The sequence below is a fragment of the Micromonospora sp. C95 genome (genome assembly GCF_018070465.1).
In the GTDB taxonomy this organism is placed as follows: domain Bacteria; phylum Actinomycetota; class Actinomycetes; order Mycobacteriales; family Micromonosporaceae; genus Micromonospora.
This window is the reverse complement of sequence record NZ_JAGPXT010000032.1, coordinates 1-22,720: the sequence shown is the minus strand read 5'-3', so window position 1 is coordinate 22,720 and position 22,720 is coordinate 1. Positions and strand designations below refer to the sequence as shown.

The window sequence follows — 22,720 nt, the reverse complement described above, 5'->3', positions numbered from 1 at the left end:
GCTAGGCCGGGGACCAGCGGCGGGCGGTGGCGTCGAAACGGGCCAGCAGTTCGTCCCGACCGTCCGCGTGCAAGCAGTGCAGTCCGGTGCCGTCCGGTACGACGATCGACTCCATCCGTGGCTGCCCCCGGCCCCACTCCTCGGGCGTCGCCTCGCCGGGTGGCCAGCGCAGCGCCGCCACCCACTCGTCCGACTCCTCGAACGGAGAACCCTCACCGAGCAGCCCCAACCTTCGGTACAGCCGGATCGGGGTGTCCCGTCCCGGTCCGTGCCAGGCGTGCACCAGTCCGGCCGCCCGGTCGTACCCGCCGTCCAGGTAGGACGTCAGGTAACGGTGCGGGATGACCAGTTGCAGCAGCAGCGGTGCGGCCGGGTCGGGACCGTCGTCTTCGGTTTCCGGTGCCGGACGGGGCACCGGTACGCCCACCGCCGACGGGTCGGCGTATCTGGCCGTGTCGCGGCGCACCTGCTCCTGCTCGGCTGCCTGGTTGATCACCTGTCGCAACTCGCCGAGCCAGTCGCGCAACGTCAGCAGCGCCTCGCCGGGCAGCGCCGCGGCCAACGGCGTCTCCGGATTCAGCAGCAACTGCCAGGAGATGTCCGGCCAGTGGTCGGTGAGCTGAAGGCTGCTGACCACCACCAGGTCACGCTCGCCGAGCGCCTGTCGCAGTCGGGCTTCCGAGCTGAACACGGGCAGGCTGACCCGGCCCTGCTCGTCGGGGAGGGTCCACCACGGGAACTCGGGGTCGGACAGGTCTCGCGTCGCCGGTCCGTCCGGGTCCACCGGCAGCACCAGTTCGGCCCGAAGCAGGGCGGCCATCAGTGCGTTCGGATCCTGCCGCCGGACCGCCTCGCGCAGCGGTCGCTCGGCCTCCACGACCGGCGCGGCCAGGGCCCTGAGTTCGTCAGCGGCCAGTCGGACGCCGATCGGCAACCCGGGGTCGATCGCCAACATCCATTCGTCGTCGGGCCAGTCGACGGCGAGATCGACCAAGCCCGACACCCGGTAGCTCACCGACTGGCCGGGCAGCCCGGCGGCGATTGCCGCCGGCGAGGTGTACGCGATCACGTGCGTGACGCCGTCGTGCTGGCCGGTCGCCCAGGCCACCGTTTCCCGGCCGGCCGCCGCACCGGGCGACACGGGCAGCAGCAGCGGACCGGCGACGAGTTCGGTGAGGAAGCCTTCCCGGTCGTCGGCGTCGGCGGCGGCCAGCAGCGCACGTTCGGCGGCCGTGCTGGGCTGCCAGCCGGTCACCAGGTGCCGTCCGTGCGTACCCGCTCAGGGCGGTGACCGAGCACGAGCCTGGTGAGCGCCTCGTCGAGATCCGCGCCGAGGAACCAGTCTCCGGTGTGGTCCAGCACGAACACCCGACCGTGCTCGTCGAGAGCCAGGATTCCGCTGCCGTCGCCCTCCTCACCCAGCGGGCTCAACGGCGCGCCGATCGTCTCGGCAAGCTCGGCGAGGGTCTCCACCGAGTGCCGCACCAGGAACGGGTCGAGGTGGACGTCGCTCGGTGCGACCTGTTCACCTTCCCCTTGCGGGCGAACCCGCAGGCCACCGAACTCGGCGTACGCCTCGATCGCCCGGGCCGTGACGGTGTGCTGACGACCATCCGGCGTGGCGTAGGCGGCGATCCGCAGGCCCCACTCGCGGCCCCGGCTGTCGTCGGATCGGTCGGGTGACCAGCCGGCGGCGGCGAGGGTCTGTGCCACCAGGGGTGGAAAGCGTTCGGTCATGTCAGCGCCTCCACACCGAACCAGTCCAGCAGAGCGGCGCAGGAGCGGCAGGGCGGCTGCACCTGGCCGTGGCGCGGGTCACCCTCCTCCCGTACCCGGGTCACCCGGATTTTCGCGCCCCACAGCAACGCGCGGGCTCGGGCCGCGTCGAGCGGTGGACCGCCGGCCTCGGCCGCGTAGAGCCGGTCGGAGATCAGCACCGCCTCGGCGCACCAGCCGGCATAGCGCTCGCGTTGCTCGACCGGCAGCCCGTGCAGGAAACGCCGGACCACCGGATGCAGGTCGGGGGCCAGATCGCCGCGTACCGAGGTGTGCGTGTGGACGGTGCCGCCGGTCAGCAGCGCACCGGCCGCCAGCGGCAGCGTCCGTGGCTGCGCCATCCGTCCTCCCGGGTGTCGACAGGGGATTCCCGGCGAACTTTCGCCCGGCCCGCCAGCGAGCCTAACCGTGACCGTCCGTCCGACGGGGGTGACGTCCGGGCACCACCGGCATCGAGGGGCTCACACCGTGTCGACCGCCTGGGATATCGTCGGTCCAGCCCCCTCTTTCGCCGTCCAGAGCCGGAGCCATGACGCGCACCCTTCTCGTCTCCCCGGATCAGCCCGGTGCCTACCCCTCCATCGGGGAGGCACTGGCGGTGGCCAGCGACGACACGGTCGTCTCGGTCAGCCCCGGCACCTACCACGAGGCCCTGTTCGTCAACGATCGTGGCGTCAGCGTGGTCGCGGCGCAGGGCCCGGGCACGGTCACCATCGACGCGTCCGCCGGGGCGTACCCGACGGTGTCCTGCAACTCGGGTCGGTTGGAGCTGCGCGATCTGGTCCTGCGGGCGGGTGACGCGCCGGTCGTGGTGGCCGACCGGGCGAGGCTCACCATGACCGGGTGCGAGCTGAGCGCCGGCTTCGGCGCGGCGATCCAGGTGGCCAACCGGTCCGAATTCGCACTCAGCCGTTGCCGGGTGACCGGCGGACGGTACGGCCTGGTGGTGGAGGATTCCGACGGCAGCGTCGAGGGGTGCGAGTTCACCGATCTCAGCGAGGACGGCATCATCGTGCGGATCGGTGCGGCCCCGACCATCCGCACCAGCACGGTGACCCGCTGCGGCAACCGGGGCATCTACATCTACCAGTACGGCCGACCCGTCATCGAGACCTGCGACATCTCGCAGACCGGACAGGCCGGTGTGGCGGTGGTCCATCAGAGCGCCCCGGTGCTGCGTCGCTGCCGGATCCGCGACACCCGCGGGCCGGCGGTCTCCTTCGCCCGGGGCTGCCGGGGCACCGTCGAGGAGTGCACCACGGAGAACACCGGCCAGCCGGCGATCGAGATCGCCGAGGGAGCCGACCCGACCGTCGTCGAGGGTGCGGTCAACCGGAAGGCCGCCTTCGGCGCCGACGCTGCCCGCGCGAGCACCGGCCAGGACACCGCCCGGGTGGAGAAACTGCTGGCGGACTTGGCGGCGATGGTCGGCCTGGAGTCAGTGAAGGAGGAGGTACGTGCCCTCATCGACGAGATCCAGGTCAACGAGTGGCGGCGCAGCGCCGGGCTGCCCGTCGGCGCGGTCAGCCACCACCTGATCTTCGCGGGTGCTCCCGGCACCGGGAAGACCACCGTGGCGCGCATCTACGGTGATCTGCTGGCGGCGCTGGGCGCACTGCCCGGCGGGGCCTTCCGCGAGGTCTCCCGACGTGACCTGGTCGGCCAGTACATCGGCCACACCGCCGAGAAGACCGCCGCCGCGTTCGAACTGGCGCGTGGCGGTGTGCTCTTCATCGATGAGGCTTACACGCTGTCCCGGTCGTCGGGCACCGGCGGCGACTTTGGGCAGGAGGCCATCGACACGCTTGTCAAGCTGATGGAGGATCACCGTGACGAGATCGCGGTGATCGCGGCCGGCTACACCGGCGAGATGCTGCAGTTCCTCGACGCCAACCCCGGTCTGGCCTCCCGCTTCGCCAAGACCGTGGAGTTCGGCAACTACTCCCCGGAGCAGTTGGTCGTCATCGTGGAACGAATGGCCAACGGCGACGAGTACCTGCTCGCCGATGGCGTCTCCGAGGTGCTCCGCGAGCACTTCGGCACCATCGAACGGGATCAGAACTTCGGCAACGCCCGGGAGGCACGCAAGCTCTTCGAGGGCGTCCGGAAAGCGCAGGCCCAGCGGTTGCGGCAATCCGGCCAACGGCCGAGCCTCGACGAGTTGCGGACCGTGACCGTGGCCGACGTGCGCGTCGCGATCGGGCGATGACGATGCGGCGCCGGGCAGGGAGGGACGTGCGGTGACGCATCCGGGTGCGGCGCAGCCGGGCGAGCCGGGTTGGCAGCATCACCCGGGGGCGGCGGCACCGCCGCAGCAGCGCATGCCCCAGCAGGGTGCAACGCCGGCACCGACGTTGGGCGGCACCGGGCCGGGACACAACTGGGCGGCCCAGCGCGGGCAGGGGCGGGCCACGGTCGGCACCGCGTACACCAGTCGGGCCGCCGCGGCGGCACCGGCCGCCGTTGCCGCGCCCGCCGCCCGGGCCCCGGAGAGTCGGAGCGCCCGGCAGGCCACGGCCGTCCCGACGGGACAGTCCGTCGCCGAGGGCGCCGCCGGGGGCGCCGCGCCAGTTCCGGTCGTACGTCCACACCGACGGCAGCCCCGCGTCGGCGGGATCCACGTGGCTCAGCTCGTGGCCTGGCAGGCTGGCGCGGCGGCGGTGCTGGCAGCCACACCGCACGGCCTGCCGCTGACCGTCGCCGTGGCCGCCGCCGCCGTGCTGGTGCTCGCTCCGACGATGGTGCGCCACCGAGGTCGATGGCTGCACCAGTGGCTGGCGGTGTGGTGGGCGTACCGGGGGCGCAGCAGACAGCTGGTCGACGCCGGTTCCGACGGCCCGTGGCAGCTGTTGCGCCACCTGGAGAGCACCATCGAGCTGGATCAGGTCGAGATCGACGATCAGCCGGCAGTGCTGCTGACTCACCGGAGCGGGCTCAGCGCGGTGCTGGAGGTCGACCCCACCGAGGGCGCGCTGCTCATGGGCGCGCCCCAGGCCCTGCCGTCGCCAGTGGCCCTGCTACCGGCCGCCGACCCGAAGACGCCGGTGGTGACGGTGCAGGTGTTGATTCAGGTGACCCCGGCACCCCGTGCCCGGGCGGCGGCGGTCGACCGTGCGTACCGCGAGCTGACGAACGGTGGCGTGCCGGCCAGCCGGCAGGCGTGGGTGGTCCTGCACGCTCCGCGTACCCCCGACTTCCATGCCGACCGCGACCTGCGGCCGGCGCTCACCGCAGCGATCCGGCGGACCCGGCGTCAGCTGCGGCAGGAACGGGCGACGGCCCGTCTGCTGAATCGGGACGAGGTGCTCGCCGCAGTCGCCCAGCTGACCCATCTCATCGGCGGTGCGGGGCGTACGGACCGACCGTTGGTCCGGGAAGGCTGGCGGAGCTGGTCGGCGCAGGGTGTCCCGCAGAGCTGTCACCGACTGCTCGCCTGGCCCAGCCGGGCGTGGGAACTGGATCCCCTGCTGCGTGGGCTGCCCGCCGCGGCCGGCGTGGTGTCCGTCTCGGTGGCGCGGGAGAACGATCGCCCGGGCGACGACGACGCTCTGGTGGAGGTGGCGTTCCGGCTCATCGGCGCCGACCCGGCCGGGCTGGCCGCCGCCGATAGCGCGCTGGACCGGGCGGTCCGCGATCACGGTGGTCGCCTGCAGAGACTCGACGGCGAGCACGCCCACGGCGTGGCCGCCACCCTGCCGCTGGGAGGCTTCCTGCGATGAACGGTGTCGCCTTTCCCAGCAGCCGGATGGGGCTGCACGTCGCGGACGGTGCCGCAGTCGCCGGGCTACGGCTGGTTGCCGGTGGCGGTGGGCTGGTCGTCGGCCGTAACCGTCAGCAGGAGCCGGTGGGGCTGCGGGTGTTCCGGGCCGAGCCGACCCGGTTGATGCTCACCGGCGGGGTGCGTGCGGCCGAGCTGCTCGCCTTCCGGTCCCTGGCGCTCGGCGCCCGGCTGTTCATCCAGACCGCGCGGGAGCAGGAGTGGGACGCCTTCCTGCGGCGCTGCGTCATCGGCCGGGAGATCGCCTCGTTCCTGCCGCCCGGTGTCGCTCCTCCGGTGCCGGCCACACCGACCGAACCGCAGCTCGTGGTGATCGACACCGGCCCGGTGACCGGGCCGGACACCAATCTCAGCGCACCCTGGCGGGCCACCCTGGTGGTCCGCGACGACCTGGCCGGCTGGGATGTCGAGGTCCTGGTGCGCAGCGACATCGTGGTGCTCCAGCGGCTGACCGCGGCCGAGGCGGCCACCGCCGCGAACGCCCTCGGTCTGGCCAGCGTGCAGAGCTGGTTCACCCAGCTGCATCCGGAGATGGTCGGTCTGATCACCAAGGGCAAGGTGCAGTGGGTGATGCTCAGCATGACCAGCACCGAACGGCAGTTGATCGGCCCGGTCGCCCGGGTCGGCTGAACAACAAGGACCGGCGTCACGGTCTTTGCCGCATTGGTACACCCGACGGCTCCCACACGGTCACCGGTGCCGCTTATCCTCCGACGGTCTACTCCCTTCGGAGGCCGCTTACATGCAGCGCACAAGAAGTACCCGACTACTCACAATCCCGGGCGTACTGGTCACCGCCACCACGCTCATCCTCTCCGGTGGCACCACCGCCGTCGCGGACCCGGCGCCCACCACGCCGTTCCTCAGTGAGATCCACTACGACAACGCCGGCACGGACACCGGCGAGGCGATCGAGATCGAGGGGCCGGTCGGTTTCGACCTGACCGGCTGGCAGATCGTCCTCTACAACGGAGCCAACGGCGCGGCGTACGGCACCAGGACGTTGAGCGGTGCGGTGCCGGCCTCGGGTGTGGTCGTCGAGTCGTACCCGACGGACGGCGTCCAGAACGGTTCCCCCGACGGCGTCGCGCTCGTCGCGCCCGGCGGTGACGTCGCCGAGTTCCTGACCTACGAGGGCACCTTCACCGCGGCCGGCGGACCGGCGAGCGGCCGGACCGGCGTGGACATCGGGGTGCAGGAGACCTCGTCGACCCCGGCGGGCCACTCACTCCAGAAAATCGACGGGACCTGGCAGGCGCCGGCGGCGAACACCTTCGGGGCCCGTAACGCCGCGCCGGACCCGGACCCCGATCCGGACCCGATCGGCTGCACCGTCACCGTCGACCACACCATCGCCGAGGTGCAGGGCACCGGTACGGCCACGCCGGTCGCCGGCAGCCGGGTGACCGTGGAGGGCATCGTCACCGCCGACCACCGCACCGGTGGCTACAACGGGGTGTACGTGCAGACGGCAGGCAGCGGCGCCGAGCGCCCGGTCGCCGCCGGAAGCGCCTCGGACGGCATCTTCGTGTACCTCACCACGAACACCGCGAACCACCCGTCGGTCACGATCGGCGACCGGGTCCGGGTCAGCGGCACGGCGAGCGAGTTCAACGGCCTCACCCAGCTGACCATCGCGGCCCGGACCGACGTCCAGGTCTGTGCGCAGGATGCACCGCTGCCGGCACCGGTCCCGGTCGAGCTGCCGCTGGACGAGGCCGCTCGCGAGTCGGTCGAGTCGATGCTGGTGGCCCCGGTCGGCGCGTACGCCGTCGCCGAGGTGTACAACACCAACCGGTACGGCGAGGTGGCGCTCACCGCCGGTGACCAGCCGGCCCGGACGCCGACCGACGTGGCCCGCCCCGGCTCGGAGACCGCGCAGGCCCTGGCCGCCGAGAACAAGCGGCGTCGCCTGCTCGTCGACGACGGCAGGACGACGAACCTGGCCACCGCCGGGCTGCTGCCGCCGTACGTCTCGCCGGCCAGCCCGTTGCGGGTCGGCGACCAGGTGGAGGCGTTCGGCGCGTCGGTGCTGTCGTACGGCTTCAACGAGTGGCGTCTGCAGCCGACCCGCCCGGTCGACGCGGATACCGCACCGGCCGCCCGGACCACGTTCAAGACCACCAACCCGCGTACCGCCGGGCCCGTCGACGTTGGCGGTGACCTGCGGGTGGCCAGCTTCAACGTGCTGAACTACTTCGTCCACTTCGGCGGCGACGCCCGGGGTGCCGTCAACGAGGCGGCGCTTGCCAAGCAGGAAGCGAAGATCGTTTCGGCGATCTCCGCGCTTAACGCCGACGTGGTGGCGTTGGAGGAGATCGAGAACTCGGTCCGGTTCAACGCCGAGGATCCGCAGCAGGCACTCAAGCGCCTGGTCGCCGCCCTGAACAGCGAGGACGGCGCGGGCACCTGGGACTACGTCCGCACTCCCGCCGAGCTGCCCGGCGCGACCGAGCAGGACGTCATCACCACCGCGATCATCTTCAAGCCGGCCAAGGCTCAGCCTGAGGGCCCGTCGCGGTCGGTGAACGACGAGACGGTGTGGTCCAACGCCCGCGAGCCGATCGCGCAGACGTTCACCGCCGGCTCGGTGGACTTCGTCGTGGTGGCCAACCACTTCAAGTCCAAGAGCGGTGCCGGCACCGGTGACAACGCCGATGCCGGGGACGGTCAGGGCGGATGGAACGGCGACCGGGTCCGGCAGGCCGGGGCGCTGGCCGCCTTCGTGGATCAGGTCAAGGCGGACAGCGGGACCGACAACGTGCTGCTGCTGGGTGACTTCAACGCGTACACCCAGGAAGATCCGATGCAGGTCCTGTACGACGAGGAGTACCGCAACCTCAACGACACCGGAAAGACCAGCTACGTCTTCAACGGTGAGTCCGGCTCACTGGACCACGCCCTCGCCTCGCCGTCGCTGGCGTCGCGGGTCACCGGGGTCGACGTCTGGCAGATCAACGCGGTCGAGTCGTACGCCTTCCAGTACGACGGCCTGGCCGCGTTCTTCGCGCCGGACCCGTACCGGGCCAGCGACCACAACCCGCTGGTGGTGGGCATCGACACCGGTTCCGGCACCGGCCCGGTGGACCTGCAACTGCTGAGCATCAACGACTTCCACGGCCGACTGGAGTCACCAGCCACCGTGGGAGGTCAGCCGGTCGGCGGTGCGGCTCAGGTGGCCGGTCTGGTGAACCAGCTGCGGGCGGAGAACCCGAACACCGCGTTCGTCTCCGCCGGTGACAACATCGGCGCCTCCACCTTCATCTCGGCGATCGACGAGGACAACCCGACGATCGACGCGTTGAACCAGGCCGGCCTGCTCGCCTCGGCGGTGGGCAACCACGAGTTCGACAAGGGCATGGCGGATCTGACCGGCCGGGTCACCGACCGGGCCGACTTCCCGTACCTGGGTGCCAACGTGTACCGGGGTGACACCCGGGCGCTGCCGGCGTACGCGGTGGACACCATCGGTGGCGTCCGGGTCGGGTTCATCGGCGTGGTCACCGAGCAGACCGCCTCGCTGGTCAGCCCGGACGGCATCGCCGGCATCACCTTCCGCGACCCGGTCGCCGAGGCCAACATGGTCGCCGGCCAGCTCAAGGACGGCAACCCGGACAACGGCGAGGCCGACGTGGTGGTGCTGCTCGCGCACGAGGGCGCCGCGACCGAGAACATCGACTCCCCCGAGGCGCTGGCGAACGACCCGGTGTTCGGCGAGTTCGCCCGCGCCGACGCCACCGTCGACGTCATCTTCAGCGGGCACACCCACCAGCCGTACGCCTTCGAGGTGCCGGTTCCCGGCACCGACAAGCTGCGGCCGATCGTGCAGGCCGAGGACTACGGCAAGCGGCTGGGCAGGGTCACCCTGACCTTCGACCCGGAGACGGGCGCCATCACCGCCGCCGACGCGTCCCTGGTGGATGTCGTCGGCGCGCCGCAGGACCCGGCGGTGGCGGAGATCGTGGCCGCGGCGAAGGTCCGGGCGCAGGAGTTGGGTCAGCGGAAGCTCGGTGAGATCACCGCCGACATCCGGCGGGCCTACACCGACGGCAACGAGGATCGGGGCAAGGAGTCTGCGCTCGGCAACTTCATCGCCGACGTGCAACTCGCCGGCACTCGGGACGCCGGCCGGGGCGGGGCGCAGATCGCGTTCATGAACCCGGGCGGTCTGCGGGCCGACCTGTTGTACGGCGAGGACGGCACGGTCACCTACGCCGAGGCCTTCGCCGTCCAGCCGTTCGCCAACGACATGGTCACCAAGACCTACACCGGTGCCGAGATCAAGCAGGTGCTGGAGCAGCAGTGGCAGCCGGCGGGCGCGTCCCGCCCGGTGCTGTGGCTCGGCGTGTCGGAGGGCTTCAGCTACACCTACGACCCGCAGGCCGCCCAGGGCTCGCGGATCACCTCGATGACGTTGAACGGCACGCCGATCGACCCGGCGGGCAGCTACCGGGTGACGGTGAACTCGTTCCTCGCCGCCGGCGGGGACAACTTCACCACTCTCGGCGGCGGCACCGACCCGGTGACCACCGGCGACAACGACCTCACCATGCTGGTGAACTACTTCGCCGCCAACTCGCCGGTGACCGCGGACACCGAACCGCGGTCGTCGATCGGTCAGGGCGGGCCGGAGTGCACCACCACGATCACCGGCAAGCACGCCAAGCCGCTGCTGGTGACCACCGGCCTGACCTGCGTACAGGACGCCACGATCTCCGGTCCGGTGTCGATCGCCGCAGGGGCCTCGCTGCGGGTGACCGGCGGCACCATCAACGGCCCGGTGTCCGCCACCCGGCCGGTGCTGTTCGAGCTGTCGGGTACGAAGGTCTCCGGTCCGGTCACGGTGGCCGGTGCCACCGGCGACCTGAAGATCAGCAAGGCTCGGATCAACGGGCCGTTGTCGCTGGTGTCCAACCTCGGTGGGGTGCGGGTCGACGAGGTCACGGTCAGCGGCCCGGTGAGCGTGACCGGCAACTCCGGCAGCCAGCCGGTGGTCGTCGCAGCGAACACCGTCAGCGGCCCGCTCGCCTGCTCGGGCAACACCCCGGCCCCGGTGAACGAGGGCCGGGCGAACACGGTGCGGGGCCCGGCGTCGGGTCAGTGCGCGCGCCTGTGACCGGTAGGTGACTACGCCGGTCCGCGGTCGGAGCAGTTCCGACCGCGGACCGGCCCCGGTTCGCTCCGGCCAACCCATCCGACTGGGCGACAGATACCCCCGGGGGTATAGTCGGAGACGGCTACCCCGATCGAGGCCGCATCTCCGCCTCCCGGTCGGGTATCCACCCGCTGGAGACGAGGAATCGAGGAGCTGGACATGACGGTGCAGGTGTCGGTCATCACGACGTCGTCCCTCGGCGACCGCAGCTACCTGGCCACGGACGGCCGGATCGCGGTCGTGGTGGACCCGCAGCGCGACATCGACCGGGTGCTGTACCTCGCCGGCGCGGCCGGCGTGCGGATCACCCACGTGGTCGAGACGCACCTGCACAACGACTACGTCTCCGGCGGGCTGGACCTGGCCCGGCTGACCGGGGCGCGTTACCTGGTCGCCGCCGCCGACGAGGTCGGTTTCGACCGGGTACCGGTCGACGACGGCGATGTCATCGAGGTGTCGGAGACGCTGCGGCTGCGCGCCGTGGCCACCCCCGGCCACACCTTCCACCACCTGTCCTACGTACTCGACGAGGCCACCGGGGCGGGCTGGACCCCGGCGGGGGTCTTCACCGGAGGATCGCTGCTGTTCGGCACCACCGGTCGCACCGACCTCCTCGGCGCCGAGCACGCACACGAGTTGGCCCAGCGTCAGCACACCTCGGCGAAGCGGCTCGCCGACCTGCTGCCGGACGGGGCGCAGGTGTGGCCGACCCACGGCTTCGGCAGCTTCTGCTCGGCCAGCCAGGCCGACGCCCCGGACTCGACGATCGGCCGGGAGAAACAGGTCAACCCGGTCTTCCGGCTGGCCGCCACCGAGTTCGTCACCGAGACCCTGGCCGGCCTGGACGCCTACCCGGCGTACTACGCGCACATGGGGGTGGCCAACACCGCCGGCCCGGTGCCGGTGGACCTCAGCCCGGTGGCGCGGGCCGACGCCGCGCAGTTGCGGGAGCGCATCGCCGCCGGGGAGTGGGTGGTCGACCTGCGACACCGCAAGGCGTACGCGGTCTCGCACCTGGCCGGCACGGTGAGCCTCGGCCTCGACGGCCCCATGGCGACCTGGCTCGGCTGGCTGATCGACTGGGGCACCCCGGTCACGCTGCTGGCCGAGACACCCGAGCAGGTCGCCGACGCCCAGCGCGAGCTGGTCCGGATCGGCATCGACCGGCCCGCCGCCCAGGCGACCGGCGCGCCCCGGCAGTGGGTCGACGAGCCCGCCGAGCTGCGGGAGCTGCTCGTCGCGGACTTCCCGGCGCTGGCCGCCGCACAGGCCGGGAAGCCGCCGGCCGGGCTGCCCGCTGCGCAGGTCGTCCTCGACGTGCGGCTGGGCAACGAGTGGCGGGACGGCCACGTCGAGGACGCGGTGCACGTGCCGCTGCCCGAGCTGCCCCGCTGGCTGGCCGAGATCCCGGCCGGCACCGTCTGGGTGCACTGCGGGTCCGGCTACCGGGCCGCCCTCGCCGCCTCCCTGCTGGCCAACGCCGGCCGTGACGTGGTGCTCGTCAACGACCGCTTCGACCACGCCGAGGCGGCCGGCGTACGGCTTGACCGCAGCGCCTGAGCGGGCTGGCCCGATCGCGGCCGGCGGCCCGGTTCAGCCGGCCGGCGGTTCCGGCGGACTGATCGGCAGCAGCACGCGGAACAGCGTGTTGCCGGGCACGCTGGTCACCCGGATGTCGCCGTGGTGCTTGTTGACCACGATCCGGTAGGAGATGTCCAGACCGAGGCCGGTGCCCTCGCCGACCGGCTTCGTGGTGAAGAACGGCTCGAAGATCCGGGGACGGATCTCGTCCGGGATGCCCGGGCCGGTGTCGGCGATCTCGACGATCAACCAGTCGTCCTGGCGCAGAGTCCGGACGGTCAGCACGCCGTCGCCCCCCATCGCGCCGAGCGCGTTGTCGATCAGGTTGCTCCAGACCTGGTTCAGCTCGGCGGCGTACGCCGGGATCGATGGCAGGCCCCGGTCGTACTCCCGGACCAGCCGGACCCCGGCGGAGATCTTGCCCTTGAACATCACGAGCGTGGCGTCGAGCAGCTCGTGCACGTCCACGACCTGGTACGGCGCCCGGTCGAGCTGGGAGTACTGCTTCGCGGCACCGACCAGGGTGGAGATCCGGGTGGCGGCGTCCGCGATCTCCCGCATGAGCAGTTCGGTCTCGACCGTGTAGGTCAGCCAGCGCACCGCCGGTTCCAGGTCCTCCTCGCCGACCGACGCGCGGACCCGCTCCAACCAGTCGACGTCCAGCCCGCCGCCGACAAGCGTCGACGCCAGCTCCCAACCGGCGGCCAGGCCCCGGTCGTCCAGCCAGTCGGTCAACTCGTCCTCGGCGTCACTTGTCGCCAACGGCGAGAGCGTCGGCGCCTTGGCCACCCGCTCGACCGCCTCCTCCTGGAGACCCACCAGAGCATGCAGCCGCCGGCCGTCGAGCCGGCCGTCGGCGATCATGGCGAGCTTGTGCCGCATCCCGGCGATCCGCTCGCGCAGACTGGTGGACGCCCGCACCGCGGCGCTCGCCGGGTTGTTCAGCTCGTGGGTCAGGCCCGCCGACAGGGAGCCCAGGGCGAGCAGCCGCTCCCGCTCGCCGATCAGCGTCTGGGTGTCCCGCATGCCGATGAACATGCCCTCCAGCAGGTGCATCGCCATCGGGAACCAGGTGCGCACCGCGTGGGCGAACTGCTCCGCCGGCAGCACGAAGAACTCGGCATCGGTCAGCGCCCACATGCTGTTGCGGTACTGCCGGTCGTCACCCAGGTACGCCTGGGTGGCACCGCCGTACACGCCACGCTGGGCGGTACGGCTGATCTCCACCTGGTCGCCGTGCACCGTGCGGCAGAGCCGTACTGTGCCGTCGAGCAGGACGAAGAAGCACTCCGCCGAATCACCCTCGCCGTAGACCAGGTCACCTTCGTTCCGCCGCTCGACCCGGCCCTGGTCGGCCAACCAGCTCAACTGGGCGTCGTCGAGCGACTCGAAGAGGAACAGCGTCCGCAGGTCGTCCGCAGTCAACCGCCGCAGCGGGCCGATGCCCGGATCCCCGCTGGTCACTGTGCCTCCAGGTACCGGTGCACAAGCGACACGGCCATCGCGCCCTCGCCGACGGCGGAGGCCACCCGCTTCACCGAGGCCGCGCGTACGTCACCGGCGGCGAACACCCCGGGCACGCTCGATTCGAGGTGGTACGGCTCGCGGGGCAGCGACCAGCCCGCCGGTCGCCGCCCTCCGGTGACCAGGTCCGGTCCGGTGACCACGAATCCCCGCTCGTCGCGAACCAGCGTGCCGTCCAACCATCCGGTACGGGGCTCCGCGCCGATGAAGACGAACAGCCAGGACGTGCCCACCTCCCGCTGCTCGCCGGTGCGGGTGTCCCGCAGGCTCAGTCGTTGCAGGTGCTCGTCACCTGCGGCAGCCGCCACCTCGGTGTACGGGTGCACCATCACCTGGTCGATGCGGCCCAGTTGGTCGATGAGGTATCGGGACATCGATGCGGTCAGGTCCGCGCCCCGGATCAGCAGGTGCACCCGCTTCGCATAGCGGGAGAAGTGGACGGCCGCCTGCCCCGCCGAGTTGGCCCCGCCCACGATGTAGACGTCCTCACCCACACAGCTCGGTGCCTCACTGGCCGCCGAACCGTAGAAGACGCCCCGGCCGGTGAGGTCGGCCAGCCCGGGCGCACCGAGCATCCGGTACGACACGCCGGTCGCCAGCACCACCGAGTGGGCGGCGAGCGTCTGACCGTCGCTGAACCGCAGCAGCCGCGCCGATCCGGCTTCGGTCAGGCCCACCACCTCCCGGGTGCTGAGCAGTTCCGCGCCGAACTTCAACGCCTGCCGGCGGGCCCGGTCGGTGAGCTGCGCCCCGGAGACCCCGTCGGGGAAACCGAGGTAGTTCTCGATCCGGCTGCTCTGCCCGGCCTGTCCACCGGTGGCCAGCCGCTCCACCAGGACGGTGCGCAGACCCTCCGAGGCCCCGTACACGGCGGCGCCCAGGCCGGCCGGACCGCCGCCGACCACCACCAGGTCGTAGAAATCCGCGGTGGGGTGGACGTCCAGTCCCACCAGGCCGGCCAGTTCCGCCTCCGAGGGTGCCACCAGCGCCTTGCCGGCGGGGGTGACCACCAGCGGGACGTCGGCCGGAGTGACCCCGGCCGCCGTGAGCAGCCGGCCGCCCTCGGGATCGTCGGTCAGCAACCAGCGGTACGGGACCAGGTTGCGGGCGAGGAAGTCCCGCACCGTGAACGACTCGGCGGACCAGCGGTGTCCGACCACCCGGATCTCGCTCTCCCCGGCGGCGGGGCTGGCCGCCCACGCCTCCAGCAGCGAGTCGACCACCGGGTAGAGCTTCTCCTCCGGCGGATGCCACGGTTTGAGCAGGTAGTGGTCGAGGTCGACCAGGTTGATCGCGTCGATCGCCGCGCCGGTGTCGGCGTACGCGGTAAGCAGCACCCGGCGCGCGGCGGGGAACAGGTCCATCGCGGCTTCCAGGAACTCGATGCCGGTCATCTCCGGCATCCGGTAGTCGGCAAGCAGCAGCGCCACCTGCTCGCCACGCAGCTTGACCTCGCGCAACGCCTCCAGTGCCTCCGGCCCGGAGGTGGCCCGCACCACCCGGTACCGGTCGCCGTAGCGGCGCCGGATGTCCCGTGCGACCGCCCGGGAGACCGCCGGGTCGTCGTCGACGGAGAGGATGACCGGGTTCGCCATGCGCCCATGAAATCACGCCCGTGTTCCGTAGCCGTTGCCGCGGACAGCCGTGGCCGTCGAGCGGTGTCCCACACCGCAGCCGGCGGCCAAGCCCCGGCCGGAGCCCTGGTCAACCGCACTATGCCCGGATGCCGCGCAACAGGATGTCGGTGTACAGCTCGGTGTCGCCGCCGACGCGGGCCGCGTGCTGCAATCCGCAGAACAGCGCCCGGAGGTCGTCGGCGGTGATCTCCGGGCGGATGACCCCGGTCTCGCGGGCCCGCTCCAGCAGCCGGTCCACGGCCTCGGTGAGCGCCCGGACCAGTTCGGTCGTCTCCTGGCACGCGGCGTCGGGCGCGGACAGCACCACGGCGAGTGCCGGGTCATCGAGCTGGTGTTCCAGTGCTGCCCGGAGCAGGCGGGCCAGCCCGGCGGCGACGTCGGGAGAGGCCACCGCCTGCTCGGCGGCCTGTACCAGGAGGGCGAACCGTTCGGCGGCCAGCGCCTCCAGCAGTGCCTGCCGATTGGGGAAGTGCCGATAGACCGTCCCGACGCCGACCCCGGCCGCCTTGGCGACCGCGTTCATCGGCAGTTCCAGGTCGCCGGCAGCGACCCGCGCGCGGGCGGCCCTCAGCATCCGGGCGCGCACTCTGGCCGAGTCCGCCCGGAGGGACTCGGTCTTCGTCGTCGGGCCGCTTGCCACGGTACGAGGATAATCCATCCGAGGACCAACGGATTATTTATCCGGTGACGTGATACTGTCCGTGGAAGAGATCGGATAAATAATCCGATCCTGAACCGGAGGTGGACCATGCCTGCTGCCTGGACGCTCGACGAGATCCCCGACCAGACCGGCCGCACGGCCGTCGTCACCGGCGCGAACAGCGGCCTGGGCCGAATCGCCGCCGAACAGCTCGCCGCCCGAGGGGCGACGGTGATCATGGCGGTCCGCGATGTCGCCAAGGGTGAACGGGTCCGCGCCGGGATCGCCGGGCACCTGGAGGTACGCCGGCTCGACCTGGCCGACCTCGACTCGGTACGCGCCTTCGTCGGGCAGTTGCGGGACGAGGGCCGCGAGATCGACCTGCTGCTCAACAACGCTGGCGTCACCGCCACCGGCCAGGAGCACTCCCCGCAGGGGTACGAGCCCATCTTCGCCACCAACCACCTGGGCCATTTCGCCCTGACCGGCCTGTTGCTGGACCGCTTCCGTCCGGACCGCGATCCACGGGTGGTCACCGTCAGTTCCGCCTTCTACCGCCTGCTGCGTGGTGGACCGGACGCGGACGACCTCGCGGGCCGGCCCGCCGCCCCGGAAGCCAAGCGGTACATCCGGTCCAAGCAGGCAAACGTCCTCTTCGGTGCGGAGCTCGACCGCCGGTTGCGACGTGCCGGTAGTCCGGTACGCAGCTTCCTGGCCCACCCCGGGATGGCCCGAACGCCCATGCACCACCAGGCCGGCGGCGCAGCGGCCTGGGCCTTCACCCGAATCGGTGGCCTGCTGTTCGCCCGCAGCCCACGGCGCGGCACCATCCCCCTGCTCTACGCCGCCACCAGCGCCACCGCCGAGACAGGCGTCTTCCTCGGTCCCTCGCTACGAAAATGGGACAGCCGGGTGCACGCCCGCCCGATCATCTCGCCCGGCGACGACCTCGCCCTCGCCGGCAGGCTCTGGCAGGTGTCCGAGGCCGCGACCGGCGTCCACTATTTGAGTCGGACAGCTGACCCGGCGGCCCGAGCATGACCGGCGCGGCACGCCGGCGGTCAGGATCGTCCGCCGGTGGCCGCCGCTACGGCGCGGAAGACGATCGTCACGCTGAACGAGACCCCATCGACCTGGTACGCGTAGCAGCCCGGACCACTAACCGTCGTGGTGGCGGGCAGATCGCTGTCCGGGCGGCTGAGCACTGCGTAGTGCCCGCCGTCGCGTGACTCACCGGTGTAGGAGAACCGCACCGTCGCGTTGCCCGTCGCGTCGATCCGCGCTGCCCGCACCAGCACCGGCCCGGTGTAACCGGAGCCGATCCACCGGACCTTCTTGGTGAACGTGCCGTCCGCTTCCCGGTCCTCGTCGCGCAGTTGCAGGGCACCTTCGGTGAAGTAGTCGGCGACCGGGTACAACGGGCCGGGACCGAGCACCCGAGATGCCTGGTCGGTGTCGGGCCAGGATTGCGGTTCGGTGACCGGGCAGGCGTCGGCGGGCGGCACGGTGGGCAGCGCGAGCGGTGGTGCCGAGAACTCCAGGGGTGGGACGGTCGACGCGGGTGCGGACGCCACCGGGGTGGCCGGCGGCGGGGCGCTGTCGCAGGCCGCCGCTGCCGACATCAGCAGCACGGCCACCACCACGCTTGTCACTCTCGTCACCTTCGCAGTATCGACCGATACCGTCGTGGTCGCCGCCCCGTGCGACCGGCAGGTGCCGCTGACCGGACCGGCGGCCACTGTTCGTCGCACCGACTATCCGGATCGGGCCCGGTTGAGCAGCGCCCGACGCTCGGCTTCACCGGGCACCCGGTCCGCTGCCGCACGAAACAACACCGCCGCCCGATCACGATCACCCTGGCGTTCCAGGAGGTCCGCCTCCACGGCCAGGGCCAGTGGGTAACCGTCGAGTCGGCCGCCCGAGCGTGCCTCCGCGAGCAGCGACAATCCGACCTCCGGCCCGTACGCGCATCCGTGTGCGACGGCCCGGTTCAGCGCGACCACCGGGGTCGGCTGAAGCAGTAACAAGTGGTCGTAGCAGTCCGCGATACGCCGCCAGTCGGTCTGCTCGGCGCTGGCCGCGGTGGCATGGCAGAGCGCGATCCGGGCCTGCCACGCGTACGGGCCGTGCTCCGGGAGCCTGGCGATCAGGCGCACGCCCTCGGCGATCGCCGCGCGATCCCAGCTCGACCGATCCTGTCGGTCCAGCGGCACCAGGTCGCCGTCGGCGTCCCGCCGGGCGGCGCGGCGGGAGTGCTGCAACAGGAACAGCGCCAGCAATGCCGTCGCCTCCGGTTGTTCCGGCATGAGCCGGACCAGCAGCCTGGCCAACCGGATCGCCTCCTCGGCGAAGGCCGGCTCGCCGTCCGCGTCGTATCCCTGGGTGAAGAGCAGGTAGAGCACACCCAACACGCCCGGCAGCCGCTCGGTCAGGGCGTGGCCGCGCGGCACCCGATACGGGATACCCGCCTCGGCGATCCTCGTCTTGGCCCGGGTCAGCCGCCGGGTCATGGTGGACTCGCTGACCAGGAAGGCCCGAGCGATGTCGGCGGTCGGCACCGCACAGATCGTCCGGAGGGTCAGCGCGACCCGTGCCTGCGGGGAGAGGGCCGGATGGCAGCAGGTGAAGATCAGCCGTAGCCGGTCGTCCACCACCTCTTCGTCCGGTACCGGCTCCTCGGTGGCGGCGGTCAGCGCCAGCACCGCCACGTCACGCAGCTTGCGCCGCTCGACCGAGGCCCGCCGCAGGACGTCGAGGAGCCGGTTACGGGCAACCGCCATCAGCCAGCCTGCCGGGTTGGCCGGCACCCCGTCCACCGGCCAGCGGGCCAGTGCCCGAGCCAGCGCCTCCTGCGTGCAGTCCTCGGCCAGCGTCCAGTCACCCGTTATCCGGATCAGGGCAGCCACGATCCGCGGGTACGCCTCGACGGCGGTGGCCGCGACGGCTTGCGCCGCCGCGGCCCGCCCGGCCGCCGGGCCCCCGTTCCCGGCCTGCCGCTGCACCGCCGCACCGTCTTGGTCCGACGCCTGCGGCACCACGATCCCGGCGGCCGGATCCGTCACTGCTCGAACTCGGCGAACGGGCGGAGTTCGATCCGCCCGGCCCACGCCATCGGATGCGCCCGGGCGACCTCGATCGCCTCGTCGAGATCGGCGCACTCCAGCAGGTCGAAGCCGACGATCATCTCTTTGACCTCGGCGAACGGTCCGTCGGAGACCAGCAGTTGGCCGTTGCGGACCCGCACCGTGGTGGCGGCCGACGCCGGTGCCAACTGGGCACCCTGGAGGCGTCGGCCGGCCGCGTCGTTCTCCGCCACCCACACCTCGACGTCGGGGTGGTTGCTCGGCTCCGGGTCCGGCTCGGTGTCGGTGCAGACCAGCATCATGTACTTCACGTCAGTGCCTTTCGGTTGACTCGTCAGGACCGGTGGTTCCACCGACATGACGAACGGCGAACCCGGCGTCCGGACACCCGAAGGATTTCATCTTTCGCTCGGATTCACGTCAGGCACGTTCGGTCGGTCTCCACGTCGACCGCGCCGTCGTCACGCCCACCGGCGTCGGCGCAGGCGGGTGGCCAGGGTGTCACCGTGGGCGATCAGGATCAGCAGGCCGGTGATGATCGCCGAGTTGAGCAGCAACGACTGTTCGTGGCCCACTGCGGCGGCGATCAGAATGGCGGCCATCCCGATCAGCCGTTGCCAGGAGAACCGGCCGTGCACGGCCAGGGCCAGCAGGATCCAGCCGGTGAGAAAGAGCGTCGGCCCGGCCGCCATCGTCACGACGGCGGCCGGCTCGTGGGAGAACGGTTCCATGATCATCAAGCGCGATCCGACCCCGGTCGCCAGGACGCCGGCGATCATCACCAGATGCAGGTAGCCGGCGAGCAGGCCCAGCCTGCTACCGAGCGATCCCATGGCCTCGATCGCGGCACCCAGCCGCATCCCGCCGGGCACCAGGTAGAGCCGACCGAGACTTACCGCGTTGACGAACATCAGCGCGAACGCCGCACTCCGCCCCAGGTCGAAACCGCGTTGGCTGAACGTGATGCCAGCGGTCAGGATCAGCTCGCCCAGGGCGATGATGAAGATCTGCTGGTACCGCTCGGAGAGATGCTCCCCGATGATCTGAAGGTTCTCCCAACTGCTGCGCCCGAGCCCCGGCGTCGGCCACCGCAGTCGCGCCATCGAGTAGTCCAGCACCACCGCCGCCGTCCAGAGGACCACCTGGGCCGGCCCGACGAACGCACCTGCGAGCCAGAGCACCCCGGAGACGGCGAACCAGATCGCCACCCGCAGGGTCCGCAGTTGCAGCGGATGCCCGTGCAGGGCCGGCAGCAACAGGGCGGCCCGCCCCAGATGGATCGCCACGTAGGCACCGGCGAACACCAGCGCGTGTCCGGCATACGCGGTCGGTGCCGCAGCGGCCATCAGCATCCCGCCGAACATCACCCAGAGCAGCAGGCCGCTGATCAATGGCGTACGCGGCTCGAACCAGTCGGTCGACCAGGCGGTTACGAACCAGACCCACCAGATGGCGGCCAGCAGCAGCGCCGCGCGGAACGCCCCGCCCACGCCGAGGTCGTCCTCAAGAGCGCGGGACAACCGGTTCAGCGCGAGGATGAAGGCCAGATCGAAGAAGAGTTCCAGGAACGACGGCCGCCGGGAGATCTCGCGCCGTCGCAGCAGCCGCGCCGGCAGCCCACTGGACATCCCCGCCCTCCGCGCATCGCCGGTGATCGCACCCCAGTCGTACCACCCAACGGTCCTACTCCGACGCCGAACAGCGAGGTCAGCGTGCTGTACCGAGCCCTCGGTCCGCGCCGGACGGCGCGCACTAACCTCGGAGCGATGCAGCACACCCCCGACGGGCGACCCACCCTCACCACGGCCGAACGCGCGATCGATGCCCGCTTCCGCGCCGGGCTGGCTCGGCTACCGGGGCACGGGCCGGCCGGCTGGTTTACCGAGTTCGTGGTCTTCGGTCTCAAGCAGGCCTGGGCGTGCGTGTTCGGTGCCGCCATGCTGGCGATCATCTCTGCGGCACACCTCTGGTACCCGGAAGACGCCGCGTTCGCCCGCAACGACGCCCTCACCGTCGCCGCCGTCGCCATCCAGGTCGCCATGGTGGCGGGGCGGTTGGAGACCCTGCGCGAACTCCGGGTGATCGTCCTGTTCCATCTCGTCGGCACGGTGATGGAGCTGTTCAAGACCCACGTCGGCTCGTGGACGTACGAGCCCGACGGCGTACTCCGGCTCGGCGGGGTGCCCCTGTTCAGCGGCTTCATGTACGCCGCGGTCGGCTCCTACCTGGTCCGGGTGAACCGGCTGTTCGACCTGCGCTTCATCCGCTATCCGAGACGCTGGTCGACGGCCCTGGTGGCGACCGCGATCTATCTCAACTTCTTCACCAACCACTACCTGCCGGATGTGCGATGGCTGCTCATCGCGGTCGTCGCGCTGGTGTTCGGTCCCTGCGTCATGCACTTCCGGATATTCCGGGCGAGATGGCGCATGCCGCTGCTGCTGGCCTTTGTCCTCGTCGCCTTCTTCATCTGGCTCGCCGAGAACATCGCCACCTGGTCGAACGCCTGGCTCTACCCCAGCCAGGTGGATGGTTGGCATCCGGTGTCACTTGCGAAGTTGACGTCGTGGTTCCTCTTGATGATCATTTCGGTGGTGCTGGTCACCTGGATCGCACCGCCGCAGCCGCCCGACGACGACCGGCAGCCACCCCGCGACACCGATGAGACCGCGGGTGGCGGGCTGCCGGTCGGCCAGCGGGGGCGGCGCCGATCGTCTCTCGACCAAGTCAGCCCTGGCGGCTCTTCCACTGCGGGTTGAGCCGGTTGACCACGACCACCCGGCCACGTCGGCGCACCACCGTCGAACCCGGCTTCCGCTTCAGCGACCGGAGGGAACTACGTACCTTCATGTCCGTTTCTCCTCGGCTCGGGTCTCACGTCGTACGCAGTGGAAAACGCCGACCTCGGCGGTGGGATTCCCTGACCGGCGGCGGTCGACCGAGGACCTGTGACCCGACCTACCGGTCGGGTGGAGGCGTCGGGTCGACCGCCAGCAGGGCGGCCAGTTGCCGCAGGACCTGGGGCCGGGGCCGGTAGTAGACCCAGGTGCCCCGTCGTTCGGAGTCGACCAGACCTGCCTCGCGCAGGGTCCGCAGGTGATGCGAGATCGTCGGGCCGGTCAGGTCGAAGGCCGGGGTCAGGTCGCAGACGCACACCTCTCCGCCCTCGGCCGAGGCGATCATCGACATCAGTTGCAGCCGAACCGGATCGCCGAGGGCCTTGAACGCGGGTGCCAGCAGCACGGCGGTCTCACCTGGCACCCGCTGCTGCACCAGAGGTGGGCAGCAGGGGGCAGCGGTCAGATCGAGGGAAAGAGGCACCGCCTGCTTCGGCATGCCTCTAGGTTGACACCTGTCTAAGCAGTATGCAAATCTCTGCTTCGAAGAGTATCGAGACAGCTCGTCGAACTTGAGGGGTACCTGATGAGTGATCTGGACCAGTTGCCCGTCGCTGTCATCGGTGCCGGGCCGGTCGGCCTCGCCGCCGCCGCGCACCTGCACGAGCGCGCTCTGCCCTACACCGTCCTTGAGGCGGGCGACGGCGCC

20 protein-coding genes are annotated in these 22,720 nt (G+C 71.3%); 8 read left to right on the top strand and 12 right to left on the bottom strand.

The features are described 5' to 3' along the window. Position 1: 1 nt before the first annotated feature. From KBX00_RS25580 to KBX00_RS25570, 3 genes are read right to left on the bottom strand one after another with little or no spacing between them, the layout of a single operon-like run. Positions 2-1,258: an SseB family protein gene (locus KBX00_RS25580; RefSeq protein ID WP_210830628.1), complete on the bottom strand. Its 1,257-nt coding sequence runs from the start codon at positions 1,256-1,258 to the stop codon at positions 2-4. After that, positions 1,252-1,737 (bottom strand): SUKH-3 domain-containing protein, encoded by a 486-nt coding sequence (locus KBX00_RS25575; protein ID WP_210830609.1) that lies wholly within the window; start codon positions 1,735-1,737, stop codon positions 1,252-1,254. The genes KBX00_RS25580 and KBX00_RS25575 overlap by 7 nt, the downstream gene beginning before the upstream one ends. After that, positions 1,734-2,117 carry a YwqJ-related putative deaminase gene (locus KBX00_RS25570; protein WP_210830608.1) on the bottom strand — a complete coding sequence of 128 codons (384 nt, stop codon included), beginning with the start codon at positions 2,115-2,117 and terminating at the stop codon, positions 1,734-1,736. The genes KBX00_RS25575 and KBX00_RS25570 overlap by 4 nt, the downstream gene beginning before the upstream one ends. Positions 2,118-2,305: 188 nt before the next feature. Here KBX00_RS25570 and KBX00_RS25565 point away from each other — a divergent pair, with 188 nt between their 5' ends. The 5 genes from KBX00_RS25565 to KBX00_RS25545 all read left to right on the top strand — a co-directional run bounded on the left by KBX00_RS25565 (position 2,306) and on the right by KBX00_RS25545 (position 12,269). Beyond that, positions 2,306-3,985: a right-handed parallel beta-helix repeat-containing protein gene (locus KBX00_RS25565; RefSeq protein ID WP_210830607.1), complete on the top strand. Its 1,680-nt coding sequence runs from the start codon at positions 2,306-2,308 to the stop codon at positions 3,983-3,985. 31 nt (positions 3,986-4,016) lie between these two features. Next, positions 4,017-5,495, top strand: a complete 1,479-nt coding sequence (gene eccE, locus KBX00_RS25560; protein ID WP_210830606.1) for a type VII secretion protein EccE — start codon at positions 4,017-4,019, stop codon at positions 5,493-5,495. Further along, the gene (locus KBX00_RS25555) at positions 5,492-6,184 is read left to right on the top strand and encodes a hypothetical protein (RefSeq protein ID WP_210830605.1); all 693 of its coding nucleotides are present in this window, start codon (positions 5,492-5,494) and stop codon (positions 6,182-6,184) included. The genes eccE and KBX00_RS25555 overlap by 4 nt, the downstream gene beginning before the upstream one ends. A 112-nt stretch (positions 6,185-6,296) precedes the next feature. Further along, positions 6,297-10,670: an ExeM/NucH family extracellular endonuclease gene (locus KBX00_RS25550; RefSeq protein ID WP_301548608.1), complete on the top strand. Its 4,374-nt coding sequence runs from the start codon at positions 6,297-6,299 to the stop codon at positions 10,668-10,670. A 198-nt stretch (positions 10,671-10,868) separates the two neighbouring features. Beyond that, on the top strand, positions 10,869-12,269 hold the full coding sequence (locus KBX00_RS25545) for a rhodanese-like domain-containing protein (protein ID WP_210830604.1): 1,401 nt from the start codon (positions 10,869-10,871) through the stop codon (positions 12,267-12,269). Between the two features lie 33 nt (positions 12,270-12,302). On the opposite strand, the gene KBX00_RS25540 is transcribed toward KBX00_RS25545, so the two are convergent. The 3 genes from KBX00_RS25540 to KBX00_RS25530 all read right to left on the bottom strand — a co-directional run bounded on the left by KBX00_RS25540 (position 12,303) and on the right by KBX00_RS25530 (position 16,091). Then, positions 12,303-13,754, bottom strand: coding sequence for an ATP-binding protein (locus tag KBX00_RS25540; RefSeq protein ID WP_307869079.1), 1,452 nt, complete (start codon positions 13,752-13,754; stop codon positions 12,303-12,305). Then, positions 13,751-15,409, bottom strand: a complete 1,659-nt coding sequence (locus KBX00_RS25535) for an FAD-dependent oxidoreductase (protein ID WP_210830603.1) — start codon at positions 15,407-15,409, stop codon at positions 13,751-13,753. The genes KBX00_RS25540 and KBX00_RS25535 overlap by 4 nt, the downstream gene beginning before the upstream one ends. A 118-nt stretch (positions 15,410-15,527) precedes the next feature. Further along, positions 15,528-16,091 (bottom strand): TetR/AcrR family transcriptional regulator, encoded by a 564-nt coding sequence (locus tag KBX00_RS25530; protein WP_210830602.1) that lies wholly within the window; start codon positions 16,089-16,091, stop codon positions 15,528-15,530. 108 nt (positions 16,092-16,199) lie between these two features. On the opposite strand from KBX00_RS25530, the gene KBX00_RS25525 reads away from it, so the two are divergent. Continuing rightward, complete coding sequence (locus KBX00_RS25525) at positions 16,200-17,132, top strand: SDR family NAD(P)-dependent oxidoreductase (RefSeq protein ID WP_210830601.1); 933 nt, start codon at positions 16,200-16,202, stop codon at positions 17,130-17,132. 20 nt (positions 17,133-17,152) lie between these two features. Here KBX00_RS25525 and KBX00_RS25520 read toward each other — a convergent pair whose 3' ends face one another. The 4 genes from KBX00_RS25520 to KBX00_RS25505 form a co-directional block, all read right to left on the bottom strand. Further along, entirely contained in the window at positions 17,153-17,752 is a 600-nt protein-coding gene (locus KBX00_RS25520; protein WP_210830600.1) for a hypothetical protein, read from the bottom strand. A gap of 93 nt (positions 17,753-17,845) precedes the next feature. Further along, positions 17,846-19,093 carry a sigma-70 family RNA polymerase sigma factor gene (locus KBX00_RS25515; RefSeq protein WP_210830626.1) on the bottom strand — a complete coding sequence of 416 codons (1,248 nt, stop codon included), beginning with the start codon at positions 19,091-19,093 and terminating at the stop codon, positions 17,846-17,848. Between the two features lie 56 nt (positions 19,094-19,149). Further along, the gene (locus KBX00_RS25510) at positions 19,150-19,485 is read right to left on the bottom strand and encodes a YciI family protein (protein ID WP_307869077.1); all 336 of its coding nucleotides are present in this window, start codon (positions 19,483-19,485) and stop codon (positions 19,150-19,152) included. A gap of 150 nt (positions 19,486-19,635) precedes the next feature. After that, a complete protein-coding gene (locus KBX00_RS25505) occupies positions 19,636-20,802 on the bottom strand; it encodes a low temperature requirement protein A (protein WP_210830599.1) in 1,167 nt (388 codons plus the stop codon). A gap of 138 nt (positions 20,803-20,940) precedes the next feature. Between KBX00_RS25505 and KBX00_RS25500 the strand changes: the two genes are divergently transcribed. Further along, positions 20,941-21,933, top strand: a complete 993-nt coding sequence (locus KBX00_RS25500) for a DUF817 domain-containing protein (RefSeq protein WP_210830598.1) — start codon at positions 20,941-20,943, stop codon at positions 21,931-21,933. Here KBX00_RS25500 and KBX00_RS25495 read toward each other — a convergent pair. Both KBX00_RS25495 and KBX00_RS25490 read right to left on the bottom strand, forming a co-directional pair. Then, entirely contained in the window at positions 21,902-22,024 is a 123-nt protein-coding gene (locus KBX00_RS25495) for a 50S ribosomal protein L36 (protein ID WP_099848783.1), read from the bottom strand. The two genes, KBX00_RS25500 and KBX00_RS25495, sit on opposite strands and share 32 nt — an antisense overlap. 108 nt (positions 22,025-22,132) lie before the next feature. Then, complete coding sequence (locus KBX00_RS25490) at positions 22,133-22,510, bottom strand: helix-turn-helix transcriptional regulator (RefSeq protein WP_210830597.1); 378 nt, start codon at positions 22,508-22,510, stop codon at positions 22,133-22,135. An 87-nt stretch (positions 22,511-22,597) separates the two neighbouring features. Between KBX00_RS25490 and KBX00_RS29480 the strand changes: the two genes are divergently transcribed. Further along, positions 22,598-22,720, top strand: a 123-nt coding sequence (locus tag KBX00_RS29480; protein ID WP_301547485.1) for an NAD(P)-binding protein, incomplete at its 3' end; no start/stop codon positions are given.